A 3,592-nucleotide genomic window follows, 5' to 3' on the forward strand; every position below is an offset into this window, starting at 1 on the left:
GATGGAACGGCGGACGAAGACCCTCGCTCTCCCACGGGCTTCAAGGCCCAAAGATGCTCCGGTCTCTCGTCCGCCACCGCACCTGCTGCAATAGCAGAGTCGGCACGGGACAAGTTACAAAGGTGCCCGAAGGGCGGATGAGGGGCCGCGCCGGCGCTGGACGATTCCTGCAAGGTTGGTGCCAAGCCACCCCCCTCTGCCCTGCCGGGCATCTCCCCCTCAAGGGGGGAGATTGGCAGCTTAGGTGCCGGCGCCCTCCTGCAGCGTTGGCGATTGGCGAAAGTGCAGGGGACATCTGATCTCCCCCCTTGAGGGGGAGATGTCCGGCAGGACAGAGGGGGTGCTGTCCCGCCAGCGTTCGGCAACTCATCGTCGCGCCACCCCCTTGGCCCATCTCTCCCGGCTTTATCCGCAACGCCATATCGGCTAAGGGCAGGCACCAATCCTTTTGCCCGGACTGCCTGCAAAAATGACCGCCAAGCCAATCCCGCTCTTCCTCGGCATCGACACCGGCGGCACGTATACCGACGCCGTGCTGTGGGCGGAGGAAGGCGGGCCGAAGGGCAAGGTGCTGGCCAAGGCCAAGGCGCTGACCACCAGGCACGACCTCGCTGTCGGCATCTCCGGCGCGGTCGACGCGGTGCTGGAGAAGGCCGGCACCGATCCGGCTTCGATCAAGCTGGTGTCGATGTCGACGACCTTGGCCACCAACGCGCTGGTCGAGGGCCAGGGCGGGCGCGTCGCGCTGATCATGATCGGCTTTTCCGAGGCCGACCTTGCCCGCGACGGGCTGAAGACGGCGCTCGGCAGCGACCCGGTGGTGTTCTGCCCCGGCGGGCATGACGTGCACGGCAATGCGGCCAAGCTCGACCTCTCCGGCCTCGAAGCAGCCCTGCCTGAGCTCGGCGGCTCGGTTTCGGGCTTTGCCGTCTGCGCCTACTTCGCCACGCGCAACCCGGCGCATGAGCTGGCTGCCCGCGACCTGATTCGCGAAAAGACCGGCCTGCCGGTCACCGCTAGCCACGAGCTGTCGGCCAAGCTCGGCGGCCCGCGCCGCGCGCTCACCACGCTGCTCAACGCCAGGCTGATCTCGATGATCGACCGGCTGGTGGCGGCGACCGAAGGGTTTCTGGAAGCGCGCGGCATTGCAGCACCGCTGATGGTGGTGCGCGGCGACGGCGCGCTGGTTTCCGCCGCCTTCGCCCGCCAGCGGCCGATCGAGACTATTTTGTCGGGCCCCGCCGCCAGCCTCGTCGGCGCCCGTCACATGACCGGCCTCGACGATGCCGTGGTTTCCGACATCGGCGGCACCACCACCGACGTCGCCGTGCTCGACAGCGGCCGCCCGCGGCTCGATCCGGAGGGCGCCACCGTCGGCGGTTTCCGCACCATGGTCGAGGCCGTGGCGATGCGCACCTTCGGCCTCGGCGGCGATTCCGAAGTGGCGCTGGAGGACGGAGCGCTCAATCCAAAAATCTTGCTCGGGCCGCGCCGCCTGGTGCCGCTGGCGCTGGCGGGCCTGGCGCATGGCGAGGCGGTGACATCGGAGCTGGAGCGGCAACTGCGGGCGCCGAATCCCGGCCGCATGGATGGTCGCTTCGCGGTGCGCACCGGCGTGCCGGACCGGCTTGCCGCCGGCCTCACCGCGCCGGAGGCAAAACTCTACGAGGCGATCGGGGCTACGCCGCTGGCGCTCGACAGGCTGCTGACCTCGAACGCCCAGAACGCGACGCTGAACCGGCTGGTGGCGCGCGGCCTGGTGCACATTTGCGGCTTCACGCCGTCGGATGCCGCCCATGTGCTCGGCAAGCAGGCCAACTGGCACGCCGCCACCGCACGCCTCGGCGCCGAGCTGTTCGCCCGCAAGCGCGACGGCCGCGGCCAGGCCATCGCGGCGACGCCGGAGGCGATTTCCGAACGTGTGCTGGTGACGCTGACCCGCTGGTCGGCCGAATACATTCTCGAAACCGCCTTCACCGAGGACGGGCTGGATGGCGCCGCCGCCGTCGCGCATGCGCTGGTGCAGCGCGCCGTCGATGCCCATCCCGGCATCGCCCGCCTCAGCGTGGCGCTCGACCGTCCGGTCATCGGCCTCGGCGCCTCGGCGCCGCTGCATTATGCCGGCCTGCCGCGGCTGGTCGGCAATGGCTGCGTCGTGCCCGACGATACCGACGTCGCCAACGCGCTCGGCGCCGTCGTCGGCCAGGTCCGCGTCTCCGCCGAAGCCCGCATCAGCCAGCCGAAGGAAGGGCTGTTCCGCCTCGCCTCGGGCCAGACGGTGCGCGACTTCACCGACGAGGCAGCGGCGCTCGCCGCGGCCGAGGCCGATGTCCGCGCCATCGTCGCCGAGCGCGCGAAAGATGCCGGCACCGACAATGCCGAGATCGACGTCGCCACCGAGCTCAAGGTCTCGACTGTCGAAAGCCAGCGCATGTTCATCGAGGCGCATGTGGTGGCGGTGGCATCGGGACGGCCAAGGATCGCGGTTTAGTGGCAATCTCCCCCTTGAGGGGGAGATGTCGCCGAAGGCGACAGAGGGGGTCGCCGCGCGTAGAGCGCTAACGCTTCGGTTGCAGCAAGAGCGTCGCGTCCAGTCGCACCAACCCCCTCTGGCCTGCCGGCCATCTCCCCCTCGAGGGGGGAGATCAGCAGCCTCGCCGACGGCAATTCTCCCCGCCTTCACCCTAAGCTGAATTGACCCTTCACCCCTGACATGCCAAAGGCCGCAAAGCCTTTCATCTGGAGAAGCCCTGATGACCGACCGCATCGAGACCGCCGGGTTGCAGATCGCCCGCGAGCTGCACGACTTCGTGGCGGCCGAGGCAGCACCCGGCACCGGCATTGACGCGGAAAAATTCTGGAACGGCTTTTCCGCCATTGTCCACGACCTCGCGCCGAAGAACCGGGCGCTGCTCGCCAAGCGCGACGCCATGCAGGAAAAACTCGACGCCTGGTACCGCCAAAACGGCGCGCCGCTCGACATGAGCACCTACAGGGCCTTTCTGGAGGAGATCGGCTATCTGGTGCCGGAAGGGCCGGCCTTCAGCGTCTCGACCGACAATGTCGATCCCGAGATCGCCGTCGTCGCCGGGCCGCAGCTGGTCGTGCCGGTGATGAATGCGCGCTATGCGCTGAATGCGGCGAACGCCCGCTGGGGTTCGCTCTACGACGCGCTCTACGGCACCGACGCCATTCCCGAGACCGGCGGCGCCGAGAAGGGCAAGGGTTTTAACCCGGCGCGCGGCGCCAAGGTCATCGCCTGGGCCAAGGATTTCCTTGACCAGTCGGTGCCGCTGACCTCTGGCAAATGGGCCGGGGTCAACGGGCTTTCGTTTGTCAACGGCATGCTGCGGCTGGGCGAGGGCGCCGGTGTCACGACACTTGCCGATCCCAGGCAATTCGCCGGCTATCGCGGCGATGCCGCCAACCCGCAAGCCGTGCTGCTGGTCAGGAACGGCCTGCATATCGAGATCCGCATCGACCGCGCCAACCAGATCGGCCGCACCGATCCGGCGGGGATCGCCGATGTCATCCTGGAATCGGCGCTGACCACCATCCAGGACTGCGAGGATTCGGTCGCCGCGGTCGATGC

1 protein-coding gene and 1 pseudogene are annotated in these 3,592 nt (G+C 68.6%); both read left to right on the forward strand.

The features are described from left to right. The first annotated feature begins 469 nt into the window (after positions 1–469). Positions 470–2,491 (forward strand): hydantoinase/oxoprolinase family protein, encoded by a 2,022-nt coding sequence (locus tag EOA33_RS28150; RefSeq protein WP_126057234.1) that lies wholly within the window; start codon positions 470–472, stop codon positions 2,489–2,491. Positions 2,492–2,753: 262 nt separating this feature from the next. Then, positions 2,754–3,592, forward strand: a pseudogene (locus tag EOA33_RS28155) (malate synthase G); the annotation flags it as partial.

Source organism: Mesorhizobium sp. M4A.F.Ca.ET.050.02.1.1, assembly GCF_003997725.1.
Lineage (GTDB): Bacteria > Pseudomonadota > Alphaproteobacteria > Rhizobiales > Rhizobiaceae > Mesorhizobium.